This window comes from Roseovarius sp. THAF8, from assembly GCF_009363735.1.
Taxonomy (GTDB): domain Bacteria; phylum Pseudomonadota; class Alphaproteobacteria; order Rhodobacterales; family Rhodobacteraceae; genus Roseovarius.
In genome coordinates this window covers 321287-335490 of record NZ_CP045410.1, presented here as the reverse complement: position 1 = coordinate 335490, position 14204 = coordinate 321287, and the positions used below count along the sequence as shown (strand labels likewise).

Genomic DNA, 14204 nt, shown 5'->3' with positions numbered 1-14204 from the left:
GGGTTTCGGGTCCGTCCGTCGCCGGTCGGGATTGGTGCGCAAGTGGCGAACCAAAAGTGAACCGGAATAAGGCGCGGGTCCCGCTTTGTTTTTAGTTTTGATTAAATGTTGCGCAGAAAATGGCGTATGTGAAGGAAAAAATGGCTGGAGGTGGAAAACAGGCGCGAGTTTGCGTCGCGCCAAGGCTGGAGAGTGATCCAAAAATGTACCAAAAGGACGCGTCGTCAGCTGCGGGCGTGAAAGATGAAACCCAAGAGGTTCAGAAGCACCTGCGCGGCGAGGGTCGAGGTGGAGCCGGTGGGGTCGTAATCCGGGGCCACTTCGACGAGATCGATGCCGACGATCTCGTGGTTTCGGGCCACCTGTTGCAGGATCTCGAGCACGTCGTAATAGAGGAACCCGCCATGGCTGGGCGTGCCGGTGCCGGGCGCGATGGAGGGGCAGAAGGCGTCGATGTCGATGGTGACATAGACGCGGGCGCCCGCGGGGATGCGGTCGGCGGTGGCCTCCGGTCCCAGCGCCCGCACCTGGCGGACCGAGAGGATATCCGAGCCGCGCGCCCGGGCGTCGTCATAGCCTTCCTTGGCGGTCGAGCTGACATTGCGGATGCCCAGCTGAGTAAGGCCGGTCACGTGGGGCTTTTCGGCGGCGCGGCGCATGGGGTTGCCGTGGCCGAACCGGACGCCGTGGCGCTCGTCAACGAAATCGAGATGGGCGTCGATTTGCAGGACGTGGATGTCGCCCTGGTCGTCAAAGGCGTTGATGCAGGGGATGTTGATGGAATGGTCACCGCCGATGGTGACGGGCAGGGCGCCCGCGGCGAGGATGGCGCGCACGCCGGTCTCTATATTGGCGTGGGATTTCACCGTGTCGGTGTGGACGATGTCGGCGTCGCCGATATCGACGATGCTGACTTCGCCGGGCAGGTAGGTGGCATCGTCCTCGTGATCGTAGGCGCCGGCGTGGCCGAAGCTGAAGAGCGTCGAGGCCTCGCGCACGCCGCGGGGGCCGAAGCGAGCGCCCGAGCGCCATTGGGTGCCGGCATCGAACGGCGCGCCGAGGATGGCCACGTCGGCGTCGATCCGGGCCCAGTCCGAGACATAGGGGCGTTTTCCGAAGGTGGAGATGCCGACGAAGGGCAGGTCGAGCCGGCCGCTTTCGTATCCGTGTGTGCTCATGCGCGGTGTCCTTTGGTTGAGCCGACGCTAGCTTGGCGCGGGACGTATTGGCAAGTGGGGTGGCGCGTGGGTTTTCGGACGAACCAAGAGCCGCGCGATCGCCAGACCGCGGGGTGGCGATCAACGGTTCTTCGGAGCACTTTATGGCAGCCAACTCCGCAAGACCTCCAATCCGATGCACATACGGCAACCAATCGCCAGCCCGGTTGGCGGCCCCCCTTTCGGCGATTGCGTGCAATCGCCTTTCGGTCAGCGGGCGATGGCGCGGCGGCGCGGCGGGGCCGCGCCTTGATCCCGCGCGGGCTGAGTTGCGGACCTCTTGGCCCTGTCATCTGCGCGCACCCGCCAATCGGCCCTTTCCATTCCCTCCGGCGCGTGCAATAGGGAACCGCCAAACGAGCCACCCCAAGGAGATGCGCCATGGAGATTCGTGAGGCCCTCACTTTCGACGATGTTCTGCTGGTTCCCGCGAAGTCCAGCGTGCTGCCCACCACGGCGGACACGCGCACCCGCGTGACCCGGTCGATCGACCTCAACATCCCGCTTCTGAGTTCCGCGATGGACACGGTGACCGAAGGGCGGATGGCGATCTGCATGGCCCAGTCGGGCGGCATGGGCGTCATTCACCGCAACCTGACGGTCGACGAGCAGGCCAAAGAAGTGCGCCGGGTCAAGCGGTTCGAGAGCGGGATCGTCTACAACCCGGTGACCCTGCGCGCCGACCAGACGCTGGGCGATGCCAAGGAACTGATCGAGCGCTACAACTTCACCGGCTTTCCGGTGGTGGACGAGAAGGGCCACGTGGTGGGTATCGTCACCAACCGCGACATGCGCTTTGCCACCAGCGACGACACGCCCGTGCACGTGATGATGACAAGCGACAACCTGGCGATCCTGACCGAGCCTGCCGACCGCGAGGAGGCCAAGAGCCTGATGAAGGCGCGGCGGATCGAGAAACTGCTGGTCACCAATGCCGAGGGCAAGCTGACCGGCCTTCTGACGCTGAAGGACACCGAGCAGGCGGTGCTGAACCCGACCGCCTGCAAGGACGGGCTGGGCCGGCTGCGCGTGGCCGCGGCCTCGACCGTGGGCGACGCGGGCTATGAGCGGACCCAGGCGCTGGTGGATGCGGGCGTCGACATGGTGGTGATCGACACCGCCCACGGCCATTCCGAGGGCGTGGCACAGGCCGTGGAGCGGGCCAAGAAACTGTCCAACGAGGTGCAGATCGTGGCCGGCAACGTGGCCACCGCCGAGGCCACCCGGGCGCTGATCGGCGCCGGTGCGGACGCGGTGAAGGTCGGCATCGGGCCGGGCAGCATCTGCACCACGCGGATGGTGGCGGGCGTGGGGATGCCGCAGCTGACCGCGGTGATGGATTGCGCGGCGGCGGCGGGCGACACGCCGGTCATCGCCGATGGCGGCATCAAGTTCTCGGGCGATTTCGCCAAGGCGATCGCGGCGGGCGCGTCCTGCGCCATGGTCGGCAGCATGCTGGCGGGCACGGACGAATCCCCCGGCGAGGTGATCCTCTACCAGGGGCGCAGCTTCAAGGCGTATCGCGGCATGGGCAGCCTTGCGGCCATGGCCCGCGGCTCGGCCGACAGGTATTTCCAGAAGGACGCGGCGAGCGACAAGCTGGTGCCCGAGGGCGTCGAGGGGCAGGTGCCCTACAAGGGCAGTGCGGCCACGGTGCTGCACCAGCTGGTGGGCGGTCTGCGGGCGGCGATGGGGTATACCGGCTGCGCCACGGTCGAGGAGATGCGCAGCAATTGCGAGTTCATCAAGATCACCGGGGCGGGGCTGAAGGAAAGCCACGTGCACGACGTGCAGATTACCCGCGAGTCTCCGAATTACCGGATCGGGTAGAGGCCTGTTTCACGGGGCGTTTTCGGCACCGGGGCCATGACATCGCCCCGGTCGGAAACGGTCGAAGGAATGGCGATGGTTCACGGCGTGCCAAGGGTTCGTCTAGGCCGGGAGACGTATGAGATCGAAGTTCAGAGCGCTGCGGGGTCCGTTCGCGCGGCAGGCTCGGTCGGCAAGCGCCGTGCGCCAAGCGCCTGGCAGGGTCGCGTGGCATCGACCACGACAGGTTCGGCAATCCGTACCGTTCAGGCAGTGGCAAAAGCCGAATTGCCCGCTCTCGTGTCAGACCCAATAATAGATCGCCACGGGCAAAATCGGCAGCAGGCCCAGCGAAACAAGAGCCAGCACGCCGTCGCGGGTCAACAGGCTGGCGGCGAAGAGCGCGATCACGGCCGAAGCGATGGAGCCGGACGTGGGCACGATCTCCATGAACGGCATGAACAGCGTGAGCGCCATCACGAGGGTCAGCGGCAGCCACATCCAGGGACGGTGAAACAACCAGGTCAGTCGCGGCTTCAGGAAACGCTCGAAAAGGCGGACGGGCCGCCGCAGCCAGCGGATGCCCTTGCAGAGCTTCCCGGTCGACAGCCTCCGACGGGTGACGAAACCCGGAAGCCAGACGCTCTTTCGCCTCACCATCATCTGCGCCACGAGGATGAAGACCAGCGCCGCCACCACGGCGGTGATCCCGGGGATGGCGCTGGCCGGCGAGGTGGGGACCAGCGAGAAGGCCAGCATCAGCGCGGCGAAGGAAGAGTGACCAAGCGTATCGACCACATCCTCGACCGAAATCTCCCTACCCGAAAACGGAGCGCACGAGTTTGCCTCACCTTGAAAGACGGTAACCGTATTGGCCCCGACGGCGACCTCGCCCCGGTCGAAGACCGGATGGATTGAGCGGAAAGACGCCGCATCGGGGCAGGGCGCGCGCTGCCGGGAACCGCCGCGATCACAGGGGGTTACCCTTTCAGGAGGATCCGGGTGATGACGCAGGAAAACAGCCGTCAATTGCGAACGCGGAATGGAGATTGGATTTCCCCGCAGGAGTTGCAGGAGGTTCTCGCCGAAGAGGGATATTCCTGTAGCGAAAGAGTGAACTTCCTGAACTCGGTCCTGACCGACCTGGCGGCAGAGAGCGCCGAGCCTGGCGCACCCGACCGCAAGGCCGCGGCATTGCTCGCAGAGGTACGGCGCATTCTGGAAGATGAGCAGGACAAGTATGGGCGGCGCCCGATGGCGGAGGACTTGCCGTGAGCGATGACGCGGCCAAGGGCGCCGCGCAAGGGTCGGGTGACGAAAACGGCAAGCTCAAGCGTGCGATCGGCCCCGGTCTGCTTTTATTGTTCATCGTGGGCGACGTTCTTGGCACGGGTATTTACGCCCTGACCGGCAAAGTCGCCGAAGAGGTGGGTGGCATCGTCTGGCTGCCCTTCCTTGTCGCCTTTGTCGTCGCGACGCTGACGGCCTGCAGTTACCTGGAACTCGTCACGAAATATCCCAAGGCCGCCGGGGCGGCGCTTTACACGGAAAAGGCCTTTGGAATCCATTTTGTCACGTTCCTCGTGGCCTTCGCCGTCATGTCCTCGGGGCTGACATCCTCGTCCACCGCCGCCCGTGCCTTTGCCGAGAATTTCTCGACCGGGTTCGGCCTGGAGCTTGGAGCCTGGGCGGTGACCCTGATCGGGCTGGCCTTTGTCGGCGCGGTTGCGCTGATCAACATGCGCGGCGTCGGAGAAAGCGTGATGGTCAACGCGGTCTTCACGTGCATCGAATTGACCGGGCTGATCATCATCGTCGTCATCGGCATGATGGTGTTCGGCAACGGCGAGGCCGACATCGGCAAGGCCTTCGAATTCGGAGACAACGAGGACGGCGTCTTCTGGCCGGTGATCGCCGGCACCACGCTGGCCTTCTTTGCCATGGTCGGTTTCGAGGATTCCGTGAACATGGCCGAGGAAACCAAGGAGCCGAGCCGGATCTTTCCACGGATGCTGTTTGCCGGGCTGGCCATCGCGGCGATTCTCTACCTCGTGGTGTCGATTGTCGCGATCTCGATCGTTCCGATCGACGACCTGGCCGAGGGTGACACGCCGCTGCTGAAGGTCGTGGAAGCGGGCGCTCCGGGCTTTCCGCCGTGGATCTTCGGCCTGATCACTATGATCGCGGTGGGGAATTCCGCGTTGATCAACCTGCTCATGGCCAGTCGGCTTGTTTACGGCATGAGCGAGGAGGGGGTGCTTCCTGCCGTTCTGGGCAAGGTGAACCGGGCGCGGCAAACGCCGGTGACGGCGATCATCTTCACGACGCTTCTGGCGGCGGGGCTGATCACCTTCGTCGGCGCTGTGCCGGAACTGGGCGGCACGACGGCGCTTTTGTTGCTGGGTGTCTTTACCATCGTCAACATCGCGGTGCTGGTGCTCAAGCGCGACAAGGTCGATCACGAGCATTTCCGCACGCCGGTCTGGGTGGCCGTGGCCGGCGCGGCGACATGCGCCTTTCTTGTCGGCCCATGGACGGGCCGCGACCCGGCGCAGTACCTCATCGCTGCGGTGCTGATCGGTATCGGCGTGGTGCTTTGGGTGGTGACGCGGTTGTGGATGCGCAAGGAATAGGCCCTGCGCATCCAGTCGGGCGGCTGCAGGTCACTCGACCTTGGCGTCCGCGTCCCCGCGCAGGTCGGCGATATCGTCCGCACTGACTGGCGCGGCGTCGTTTGACCAGCCCTGCCGGACGAAACTGGCCAGTTCCGCCGCCTCTTCGTCCGTCAGCCGGTCTGCAAATCCGGGCATCCGCAGGCTGTAGGGACGCTTGGGTGTCGAGGGCAGTTCCGACCCGTTCAGGATCATCGAGATCAGCCCCGTCGGGCTTTCCGCCGTGACCAGCGCATTGCCGTCGAGTTCGGGAAAGACCTCGTTGGCGCCGCGCCCGTCGGCGAAATGGCAGGCGTTGCAGTTGTCGATGTAGAGCCGGGCCCCCAGAGGCATGTCCGGGTCGGCCGAGGCGATCAGGGCCTCGGTCCCGGTCCTGTCGCCGGGGCGGTCCGGCGCCGCGCCGCCGTCGTTCAGCCCCACGAGGAAGGCCGACATGGCGGCAAGGTCCTCTTCGCTCATGAACTGGGTGGAATCCCGTATGACCAACTGCATCTCGCCGTTGACCGCCGCATGGGCGTTGCGCCCGGTTGAGAAGATGGCGACCAGGTCCTCCGGACTCCACCCGGCTATGGCGCTGCCGGGCCCGCGCAGGGCGGGGGCCGTCCAGCCCGCGATCTCGCCCCCGGTGAGGAAGGCCTCGTCCGAGGCATCGACGGCCGCCTCGGCCATGATGGCGTTGCGCGGTGTGTGGCAGGCGCCGCAATGGCCCGGGCCTTCGACGATGTATTCGCCGCGCGCCAGAACCGGATCGTCGGCATCCGCCAGGAAGCCCGGCCCGTCGAGGGCCAGCCATTTCCAGCCCCTGAGCGTCCAGCGCTGATCGAAGGGGAAGGGAAGGTCCGCTTCCCGCGTGTCGTTGCGGATGACAAAGACGGTGTCGCCCCAGTCGAGCAGGCCGAGACGGGGGTGCGCAGGCTCAGCCATCGTCAGACGGCGCCTTACCCGCCTTCAGCCGCTTCACGGTCTCGTCGAACGGATCGCCCTCGACGCGCCCGAAGGCCACGGGCGCATCCAGCACGCCGGGTTCGGCCAGACTGGCGAGCGTTCCCCATCGAGCGGCGGCGCTGCCTGGGCGGTGGCGGTCCAGGCGTCGAAGTCGGCGGGCGCCACCGCTTCGGCCACGAAATGCTGACGCGCGAACTGCGCCCCGTTGTATTGCGTGTTCAACCCCGCGAACTGCCCCTCGGCATCGGCCCGCAGGTTGAACCGCGACGCCATGCCCGGCATCGCGTAGATCTGCCCGCCGAGCCGGGGCACCGAAAAGGCCTGCAGCGCCGTCCCGCTGGTCAGCCGTAGCTCGACGGGCAGCCCCACGGGCAGCGCCAGCCGATCGGCGGAAGCGACACCGGCGTCACGGTAAATGAACAGCCATTTCCAGTCATAGGCGATGGCGTCGATCCGAAGCGCCTCTCCCGGCCCGGCTTCTCGGCGACCTTCACCAGAACGTGGCCGATCCAGGCGTGGACGGCGACAAGGAGCGCAACCAAAGCAAGCTTGGCATAAAGCCACGGCACGAAAACCTCCGACAGGAAGATCAGCCAGGTTCCCGCGATGACCGTCAGCACGGCGGAGGGAGTGACGATCATGGTGTAGGTCATACGGGTGGCGTGCCGGATGATGCGATAATCGTCGGCGACGACGGCAGGGTCATGGCGGGCCAGCATGAGGGGCAGAACCAGCAGTCCGCCGCACCACAGCGTCAGCCCGGCGACATGCAGCCGGCGCGGGGGCGAATGTCAGGATCGCGCCAAGCATGCCCATCTGCGCAAGCCCCGCCACCACGAAGACCAGCCGGTCGACCGGCGCATCCTGGGTGGCGAAGCGGTCCCGCCAGAACCAGACGGCGCTGCCCAGCAGCGTCAGCTGCATAAGCCAGTAGACCGCCACGTTGGACAACGCGAAGTCATAGCTTGCCGGGACGTGCCATATCCACAGGACCGCCGTCGAAACCGAAAAGGGCAGGGCCAGGCCGGGCCCGCCGCGCCCGCGACAGGCCACCGCCAGAAGCGGCGCCGCCACGGCCGCCAGAAGAACGTGATGCAGCACCCGTGCCGAAAACAGGGCAGAGGAAAGCGCACACAAGGGCGAAACGAACGCGACGAACATCACCGCGACAGCCGCCAGCCCGGCAGGCTCGCGGCGCAGCAGGACCATCAGCCCCAAGAGCGCTGCGAGAACCGCCGGATCGAGGTTCCAGCTTGCCCAAAGCTCCGCGGGTGGCGGCGGTTGTCCGCAGTAGATCCCGTCCATGATCAGACCCCCCCGGGTCTGTCCGTCGCTTCGTTGCGCGTGGCGGCAAGGTGGGCCTGCCGCACGACGTCCTTCCTATCGAACCCAAACCCGCAATCACACCGAATGTTTCCGCGGGTGCCGCCCGCGCCGCGCCCCGGATAGGCCCGCGTTGAACTCCTGCGCCGGTTCGGGCGTTGTCCCCCCGACGTTGCACCCCGCGCGGCAGGAAAGGCAAGGATCATGGCATCACGCGCTCTCTGGACAGGACAGCTTCGCCTGTCGCTGGTGTCCATTCCGGTGGAAATCCATTCCGCCCGCAATTCCTCTTCGCGCGTGTCGTTCCGCCAGATCCACAAGCCCTCGGGCAAGCCCGTGCGCTACCAGAAGACGGTTCAGGGGGTCGGCCCCGTCGAGAACAATGACATCATGAAGGGCTATGAGACCGACGACGGGGACTATGTCCTGCTCGACACGGACGAGATCGACGCGATCAAGCTGGAAACGAAGAAGACGCTGGAGCTGGTGCAGTTCGTCGAGACCTCGGAAATCGCGCCCATCTGGTTCGACCGGCCCTATTACGTCGTTCCCTCCGACGAGCTTGCGGAGGATGCCTATCGCGTGGTTCGCGATGCCTTGCGGCAGACGAAGAAGGCGGGTCTCGGTCAGCTGACCATGCGCGGCAAGGAATACCTTTGCGCCATTCGCCCCTGCGGCGACGGGCTGTTGATGGAGACGCTGCATTACGAGGCGGACATCCGCGACGCCGATCCGCTGTTTTCCGGGATCGAGGACGACGCCCCGGACGAGGAACTGCTGGAGGTCGCCACCCAGCTGATCGACAAGAAGACCGCGCCTTTCGATGCCTCGGCCTTCGAGGATCACTACGCGGCTGCCCTGAAGGACCTGATCGCCGCGAAGATGAAATCGAAGAAGACGCCTCGCGCCAAGGCCGCCGATGACGGTGGCGGCGCCGAGGCGGAAAACGTGGTCGACCTGATGGATGCGCTGAAGAAGAGCCTGAAGCAGAGCAAGGGCGGCAAGACCACCCGCCGCAAGAAGGCCTCGTGAGATCCCTGGACGCATATCGCGAGAAGCGGGATTTCGACGTCACGCCGGAACCCCGCGCCGAGCTTGTCGACGCCGGCGGCGAGCGCCTGTCCTTCGTTGTCCAGAAACACGATGCCAGCCGCCTGCATTACGACTTTCGTCTGGAACTGGGCGGTGTGCTGCTGTCCTGGGCCGTCACCAAGGGCCCCTCGACCGATCCGTCGCAGAAGCGCCTCGCGGTGCGCACCGAGGATCACCCGGTGTCATACGGCGGTTTCGAGGGCACCATCCCGAAAGAGGAATACGGCGGCGGCACCGTCATGCTGTGGGACAACGGCTGGTGGGAGCCCCTGCACGATCCCGAGGAGGGTCTGAAGGAAGGCAAGCTGCATTTCAGGCTGCACGGCGCGCGGATGAAAGGCGGCTGGGCGCTGGTGCGGATGCGCGCCAAGAAGGGCGAGAAACGCGAGAACTGGCTTCTGATCAAGGAACGCGACGATTTTGCCGGGCGCACCGCCGATGCGCTGACCAACAAGCACCGCAACTCGGTGACCACGGGCCGGGCGATGCGCGCGATTGCCGGGGACAAACCCGCCGCCACGCCTGCGAAACAAGACAAGCCGCTGCCCCGGTTTCACAAGGTGCAGCTGGCCACCCTGCGCGATGCCCCGCCCGAGGGCGCGGACTGGCAGCATGAGGCCAAGTTTGATGGCTATCGGTGCGTGATCGCCCTGGGCAAGGGTGGGGTGCGGCTCTACTCGCGCAACGGCAAGGACTGGTCGGACCGTTTCGGGGCGCTCTGCGAACCGGCGGCGGCGTTGGCCTGTGGCTCGGCCCTGATCGACGGGGAAGTGATCGCCGGCGCCGGGGGAGGGGACTTCTCGACGCTCCAGAAAGCACTGAAGGCGGGTGACCCGCTCACCTGCTACCTTTTCGACATCCTTGTCCTCGATGGCGAGGATCTGACCGGCAAGCCGCTCTCGCAGCGGCGCGAGGCGCTGGAAGGGCTCATGGACGGGCAGCCGCCCCGCGGGCCGCTCCGCCTCAGCCCGGTGATCGAGGGCGATGGCGCGGCCGCGCTTGCCGCCATTTGCGAGGCGGGCGGCGAGGGCCTCGTCTCCAAGCGCATCGATGCCGCCTATCGCGCCGGTCGGAGCAAAAGCTGGATCAAGTCCAAGTGCATCCGCCGGGCCGAGTTCGTGGTCGCCGGATGGTCGCCCTCGGACAAGAAGGGCAGGCCGTTTTCCTCGCTGATCCTGGGGAGCTTTGAGGCGGGCACGCTGATCTACCGGGGTCGCGTCGGCACGGGGTTCGACGGAGACGACATGGCGGACCTGATGGCCGCGCTGAAGCCCCTTGCCCGCAAGACCCCCCCGTTTGACGAAGACCTGCCCGACGAGACAACCGGCGCCCGCTGGGTCACGCCAAGGCTGGTCGTCGAGGCGGACTATGCCGAGTTCACCAGCGAAGGCCGGATACGCCACGGCGTCTACAAGGGCCTGCGTGAAGACAAGGAGGCCCGGGACGTGAGTGCCAGCGCCGAAGCGAAGAACGACAGCGGCGACGAGAAAACCATCGGCGGTGTCCGCATTTCCAGCACCTCGCGCAGGGTCTATCCCGATGCGGGGCTGACCAAGGGCGAGGTTGCGGAACACTACGCGCAGGTCGCCGAACGGATGCTCGATGACGCCGCCGACCGCCCCCTGGCACTGTTGCGCTGCCCCGATGGGATCGCGGGCGATTGCTTCTTTCAGAAACACGCCGGCAAGGGCTTTCCCGACGGCGTCAAATACATTCCCATCCAGGAAAAGGACGGCGACAGGGCCGATTACATGTATGTCTCCGGCCCCGAGGGCCTGCTTGGCGCGGCGCAGATGGGCACGCTGGAATTCCATATCTGGGGCGCGCGGCGCGACCGGATCGAACGGCCCGACCGAATGGTGTTCGATCTGGATCCCGATGAGGGCCTCGGCTTTGCCAAGGTGAAGGCGGCGGCGGATGAGGTTCGCGAGGGCCTGAGCGCCTGCGGGCTGGACAGCGCGCCCATGGTCACGGGCGGCAAGGGGGTGCACGTGATCGTGCCGCTGCGCCGCATCAGCGAGTGGGAGACGGTGAAGACCTTCGCCAAGACCTTTGCCACAGTCCTCGCCGAGCGCCACCCGAAGCGATACACCGCCACCATGTCCAAGGCCAAACGCAAGGGGCGCGTGTTCATCGACTGGCTGCGCAACGAGCGCGGCGCCACCGCCATTGCGCCCTATTCCCTCCGCGCGCGCCCCTGCGCCGCGGTCGCGGTGCCTGTGACCTGGGCCGAGTTGCAGGACCTGACCTGTCCCGACGGTTTTCATGTGGGCGATATGGCGGCACGTCTGAAACGCCCATGCCCGCTGCGGACGGCCAAGGCGCGCGGCATCGGAGCCGAGGTCGTGGAAGCGCTGGAAGACTGGTCTCACGACTGAAAGCCCTCTGGCGGCACTTGCGAGTCGCGCGATCATGGCCGCTCCGAGGAGCCGTGTCGTGCACGCCCTGAGTTAAAGCCCGTCCCGATCGAACGTTGTCGAGCGGTCACGTGTCGACCGCTCGGTGCCCTTGCTTCGCCCTGATATCCTGAACTCGACAGGGGACCCGTTGCCGACAGCTGTCGGCCCTGTGGGAGAGACCTGTCGTTGTCAGGTACCTTGTTGGGACGTTCAGTCCAACACTCCGTTCAAGAATGACCGCATTCCGAATGCCTGGGTAATCCTTCTTCCCCAAACCGCCAACAATCCTGGCGGTCAGTCGCCGATGTCTTGGGAAAGAGGAAATGTTGAACCGCCTCGCATTGAGTCACTGACGTCGAGAGGACAGGACGGACGCGTGCAGTGGAGAAGCTATCATGGAAATGATACCGGCACTGCGGTCCTAGCGTGGTGCAATCGTCCCGATGGCGGCCACCCCGCGCGCCCCGAACGTTACCGGGCTTGTGCCGGGGTGGCCGAAGGGTCACTCGATGACGGCGCAGGCGATGCGGTCGCCGGCATCGCCCGATGGCTGACTCTCGTAGTCGTCCGGACCGCTGTGCAGCATCAGCGCACGGCCTGACAGATTGTCCTGTTCGCCGCCCAGTACCGCCAGATGATTGAGCACCTGGGCCTTCAGCGTGCCATCGCTGGCCACATACTGGTTGGGCATGTCACCGACATGAGGACCGCCGTCCGTGAAGTAGCCATGATCGTTGCCCGAACTCGCGAGATGCCCTCCCGCGGACTTGAAGCCGCCCTCGGCATCGCATTCCCCGGTCTCGTGGATGTGGAAGCCATGCCAGGTTTCCGGCGGCAGCTCGGCCAGGTCGAGCTCGATCAGCACCCCCGCAGGCGTGTCGATGAGGGTAGCCGTCCCGATCTCCGTGCCTTCGGCGTTGATGAAACTCGCTTTCGCATCGGCGTCCTGCGCCTGTGCCGCGTTGGCGAGGCCGAGCGACATGGCCGAGGCAAGCAGCAGCAGCCGGGCAGGGCGCAAGTGTTGGTATGGATTGGTCATGGGAACCTCCTTGGTGTTGTCAGGGCGGCGGCCGTGGGGCCACCGGCAACCGTCGGCCTCATTTGGCCTGACTCGCCGGGGTCACGACAGCCATCGGTCAGATCATGGGAATGCCGCCGGTGACCTCCACCGTGGCGCCTGTCGTGTAGCTTGAAAGCGGATCGGCGAGCATGACGTAGGCGGTGGCGAGTTCGGCGGGCTGCGCGGGGCGGCCGATCGGCTTGTCCTCGCCGAAATGGGCCACCGCCTCCTTCGGCAGCGTCGCCGGGATCAGCGGCGTCCAGACCGGGCCGGGCGCCACGCAGTTTGCCCGGATGCCGCGCGGCGCCAGCATCTGCGCCAGCCCCACGGTGAAGTTCTGGATCGCCCCCTTGGTCGCGGCATAGGCCAGCAGGCCGGGGTTGGGCTTGTCGGAGTTGATCGAGGCGGTATTGATGATCGCGCCGCCCTTTTCCATCATCGGGACGGCCGCCTTGCAGAGATAGAACATCGAATGGATGTTGGTGCGGAAGGTCATCTCCCACTCCTCGTCCGGGATGTCCTCCAGCGTGTCGAAATGCATCTGGTGGGCGGCGTTGTTCACCAGGATGTCGAGCCGTCCGAAGGCCTCGTGCGTGTCGCGCACCAGCGCCCGGCAGTGATCGCCGCTCTGGATGTCGCCGGGCATGACATAGGCCCGCCGCCCGGCGTCTTCCACCAGGGTGCGTGTCGTATGCGCCTCGTCGTGCTCTTCCAGGTAGGAGATCATCACATCGGCGCCTTCGCGCGCGTAGGCCAGCGCCACCGCGCGGCCGATGCCGCTGTCGCCGCCGGTCACGAGGGCGGCCATGCCTTCAAGCTTGCCGGACCCCCTGTAGCTGTCTTCGCCGTGATCGGGGCACGGCTCCATCTGATCGGTACGGCCGGGCGTGCCCTGAGGCTGCTCGGGAAAGGGGGGCTTCGGATAATTCATCAGGCTTCTCCGGGTTGGTGCTGGGGAGTCAACGGCCGCGATGTTCCAATGTTCCCGCGCCTTCCGGGGCTGCGTCCAAAAGGAAAACTGTCCCGGCGAGGAACGGGGGTTAGGTAGACAGCACAAATGCGTCACGAATGGAGAACGTCATGGATTGGTCGGAAATGTTGTTTCAGGGGTGGAGCGGGATCCTGCGCACCGCGATCGTCGGCACCCTTGCCTATGTGGCGCTGGTCGTCGCGTTGCGGACGTCCGGCAAACGGACCCTCGCGAAACTCAACGCGTTCGACCTGGTGGTTACCGTGGCTCTCGGGTCGACCCTCGCCACCATCCTTCTCAGCAAGAACGTCGCACTGGCAGAGGGCGTGACGGCGCTGGTGCTGCTGATCGCATTGCAATACGGCGTGACGGTCCTGTCGGTGCGTTCGACCTCGTTCGCGCGCATCGTCCGTTCGGAGCCGACCTTGCTGCTGCGCGACGGCGAGACCCTGCCGCGCGCGATGAAGCGCGCCCGGGTCACCGAAGCGGAACTCGAGACGATTGTGCGCACGGAAGGGCAGCGCGACCCGGAGACGGTTGCTGCCGTCATCCTGGAATCCGACGGCTCCTTTTCCGTCATCGCAGGGCCGGAGGCGGTTCGCCGCAACGGTTCTGGCGGCCTTCCCTCCAGCCGTTCACGCGTGTAGACCTGCGAAATGAGCATGATCGACCGATGTTCGCCGATGCGGCGGAGTGAAGAACGGTTAACAAAACAAG

The 14204-nt window shown here is 65.8% G+C and carries 14 protein-coding genes; 6 read left to right on the top strand and 8 right to left on the bottom strand.

Annotation, left to right across the window (positions count from 1 at the left end; all coding sequences use genetic code 11):
- Nucleotides 1-224 precede the first annotated feature (224 nt).
- The gene (gene speB / locus FIU85_RS01665) at nucleotides 225-1178 is read right to left on the bottom strand and encodes an agmatinase (protein WP_152495609.1); all 954 of its coding nucleotides are present in this window, start codon (nucleotides 1176-1178) and stop codon (nucleotides 225-227) included.
- Nucleotides 1179-1598: 420 nt separating this feature from the next.
- Between speB and guaB the strand changes: the two genes are divergently transcribed.
- Nucleotides 1599-3047 (top strand): IMP dehydrogenase, encoded by a 1449-nt coding sequence (gene guaB / locus FIU85_RS01660; protein ID WP_152495608.1) that lies wholly within the window; start codon nucleotides 1599-1601, stop codon nucleotides 3045-3047.
- Nucleotides 3048-3329: 282 nt separating this feature from the next.
- On the opposite strand, the gene FIU85_RS01655 is transcribed toward guaB, so the two are convergent.
- A complete protein-coding gene (locus FIU85_RS01655) occupies nucleotides 3330-4055 on the bottom strand; it encodes an exopolysaccharide biosynthesis protein (RefSeq protein WP_254702974.1) in 726 nt (241 codons plus the stop codon).
- Here FIU85_RS01655 and FIU85_RS01650 point away from each other — a divergent pair.
- Both FIU85_RS01650 and FIU85_RS01645 read left to right on the top strand, forming a co-directional pair.
- Nucleotides 4032-4301, top strand: coding sequence for a hypothetical protein (locus FIU85_RS01650; protein ID WP_152495607.1), 270 nt, complete (start codon nucleotides 4032-4034; stop codon nucleotides 4299-4301). The genes FIU85_RS01655 and FIU85_RS01650 overlap by 24 nt on opposite strands.
- Nucleotides 4298-5659, top strand: a complete 1362-nt coding sequence (locus FIU85_RS01645) for an APC family permease (protein WP_152495606.1) — start codon at nucleotides 4298-4300, stop codon at nucleotides 5657-5659. The genes FIU85_RS01650 and FIU85_RS01645 overlap by 4 nt, the downstream gene beginning before the upstream one ends.
- 30 nt (nucleotides 5660-5689) lie before the next feature.
- Here the strand turns inward: FIU85_RS01645 and FIU85_RS01640 are convergent, their stop codons facing one another.
- From FIU85_RS01640 to FIU85_RS01625, 4 genes are read right to left on the bottom strand one after another with little or no spacing between them, the layout of a single operon-like run.
- Entirely contained in the window at nucleotides 5690-6622 is a 933-nt protein-coding gene (locus FIU85_RS01640; protein WP_152495605.1) for a cytochrome c, read from the bottom strand.
- Between the two features lie 33 nt (nucleotides 6623-6655).
- Nucleotides 6656-7012 carry a hypothetical protein gene (locus tag FIU85_RS21875; protein WP_172978770.1) on the bottom strand — a complete coding sequence of 119 codons (357 nt, stop codon included), beginning with the start codon at nucleotides 7010-7012 and terminating at the stop codon, nucleotides 6656-6658.
- The gene (locus FIU85_RS01630; protein ID WP_254702973.1) at nucleotides 6985-7362 is read right to left on the bottom strand and encodes a CopD family protein; all 378 of its coding nucleotides are present in this window, start codon (nucleotides 7360-7362) and stop codon (nucleotides 6985-6987) included. The genes FIU85_RS21875 and FIU85_RS01630 overlap by 28 nt, the downstream gene beginning before the upstream one ends.
- The gene (locus tag FIU85_RS01625) at nucleotides 7346-7948 is read right to left on the bottom strand and encodes a cytochrome c oxidase assembly protein (RefSeq protein ID WP_152495603.1); all 603 of its coding nucleotides are present in this window, start codon (nucleotides 7946-7948) and stop codon (nucleotides 7346-7348) included. Before FIU85_RS01625 ends, FIU85_RS01630 begins: the two co-directional genes overlap by 17 nt.
- 222 nt (nucleotides 7949-8170) lie before the next feature.
- On the opposite strand from FIU85_RS01625, the gene FIU85_RS01620 reads away from it, so the two are divergent.
- Complete coding sequence (locus tag FIU85_RS01620) at nucleotides 8171-8998, top strand: Ku protein (RefSeq protein WP_152495602.1); 828 nt, start codon at nucleotides 8171-8173, stop codon at nucleotides 8996-8998.
- On the top strand, nucleotides 8995-11436 hold the full coding sequence (gene ligD, locus FIU85_RS01615) for a DNA ligase D (RefSeq protein WP_152495601.1): 2442 nt from the start codon (nucleotides 8995-8997) through the stop codon (nucleotides 11434-11436). The genes FIU85_RS01620 and ligD overlap by 4 nt, the downstream gene beginning before the upstream one ends.
- Nucleotides 11437-11959: 523 nt before the next feature.
- Here the strand turns inward: ligD and FIU85_RS01610 are convergent.
- Both FIU85_RS01610 and FIU85_RS01605 read right to left on the bottom strand, forming a co-directional pair.
- On the bottom strand, nucleotides 11960-12439 hold the full coding sequence (locus FIU85_RS01610) for a superoxide dismutase family protein (protein WP_254703073.1): 480 nt from the start codon (nucleotides 12437-12439) through the stop codon (nucleotides 11960-11962).
- Nucleotides 12440-12593: 154 nt separating this feature from the next.
- Entirely contained in the window at nucleotides 12594-13451 is an 858-nt protein-coding gene (locus FIU85_RS01605; protein ID WP_152498146.1) for an SDR family oxidoreductase, read from the bottom strand.
- Between the two features lie 146 nt (nucleotides 13452-13597).
- Between FIU85_RS01605 and FIU85_RS01600 the strand changes: the two genes are divergently transcribed.
- Nucleotides 13598-14134: a DUF421 domain-containing protein gene (locus FIU85_RS01600; RefSeq protein ID WP_152495599.1), complete on the top strand. Its 537-nt coding sequence runs from the start codon at nucleotides 13598-13600 to the stop codon at nucleotides 14132-14134.
- The last annotated feature ends 70 nt before the right edge of the window (nucleotides 14135-14204 follow it).